Below are 1,500 nucleotides of genomic sequence, written 5' to 3' on the forward strand. Positions count from 1 at the left end.
GCCGTCCGGCAGATCCTGATCCGATGGAGTCCCACCACGTCCTCCGACCGTCCCACCTCCGAGGTCAAGGCGTACCAGCGGCACCTGCGTGAGGTTTGTCGGCGCTGACGGAGAGCAGTGGCGTGTCGGCGTGGGCGGCGGCGGACGGGAGGAGCAGACCGACGACGAGGGCCAGGATCGCGGTAAGGCCGAAGCGGCTCACATGTGTTCTGCGCATGACCAGGAAGCGTAGGAGCCGCCGCCGCGTCGGGGGCCGCTCTCCGCCCGGGCCCGTACTGGCATATGACAGTGGAGCGGACGCGGCGGGTCATTGCCTCCGCTCGGTCTTCCCCGCACCGCCCCGGGGTGGGCCGGCCCCCCTTACCCTCCGGCCCGGCCCCTTCGTCCTCGCGCTCCGCCGGCCCTCCGGTCCGCTCCCGTCCCCACCCCGCCCCCGCCCGCGCCCGCCGCAGCGGCGGCGGCGCGCTCAGGCCGACGGCGGCAGGACGTCGCAGAGGGCGGTGACCGCCGCCTGGTAGGCGTGGTCGGGCGGGGTGGCGTACCCGACCACCAGGCCGTCCGTCGACGGCATCGTGTCCGGCCCGGTCTGCGGGTGCCGGTAGTCCGCCAGCCCGTCCACGGCCAGCCCCCGGTAGGCGGCCGCCTTGAGCACCGACCGCTCGGTGCCCGGCGCGAGCCGGAGCACCGCGTGCAGGCCGGCCGCGATGCCGGACACCTCGATGTGCGGCGCCCGCGCGGCCAGTGCCTCCACCAGGTGGTCGCGGCGTTCCCGGTAGCGGCGGCGCATCCGCCGGACGTGCTTGTCGTAGCCGCCCGAGTCGATGAACTCGGCGAGCGTCAGCTGGTCGAGCGCGCTGGACCAGCCCTCGCGCTCGCCCTTGGCTGCCAGCACGCGGTCCACCAGGTCGTCGGGCAGCACCATCCAGCCGATGCGCAGCGCCGGCGAGAGGCTCTTGCTGGCGGTCCCGAGGTAGACCACCCGCTCCGGGTCGAGGCCCTGGACGGCCCCGATCGGCTGGCGGTCGTAGCGGAACTCCCCGTCGTAGTCGTCCTCCAGCACCAGCCCGCCGTTCCCGCGCGCCCAGTCGATCACCGCCGCGCGACGGTGCGCGTGCAGCGGACCGCCGGTCGGGAACTGGTGGGCGGGGGTGAGCAGCGCCGTCCGGACCTCCGGGTGCCCCGCCAGCCTGCCGACCTGCGCGCCGTCCTCGTCCAGCGGCAGCGGCACGGTGGTCACGCCGGCCCGGGCCAGCAGCCCGCGGTGGAAGGCCAGCCCGTACGCCTCGACGGCCAGCGGGCCGCTGTCGCGGGCGGGCAGGACGGCGGAGGCGCCGTCGAACAGCAGCCGCAGCGCGTGGGCGAACCCGGAGCAGATGACGATCCGCTCCGGATCGGTGCGCCTGAAGTGGTCCAGCCCGGCGGTACGTTGCAGGGCACGGTCGAGCTGTCCGGGGGGACGGTCGAGGCGGACATCCGGGGGATCACCCTGACGCTGGTCGC

Annotated in this window: 1 protein-coding gene; it reads right to left on the reverse strand. The window is 75.3% G+C overall.

Going from position 1 to position 1,500, the window contains the following annotated elements; all coding sequences use genetic code 11:
* Positions 1-466: 466 nt before the first annotated feature.
* Positions 467-1,500, reverse strand: a 1,034-nt coding sequence (locus tag ABZ885_RS41025) for a PLP-dependent aminotransferase family protein (protein ID WP_360200293.1), incomplete at its 5' end; no start/stop codon positions are given.

The organism is Kitasatospora sp. NPDC047058, from assembly GCF_040643935.1.
Classification (GTDB): Bacteria; Actinomycetota; Actinomycetes; order Streptomycetales; family Streptomycetaceae; genus Kitasatospora.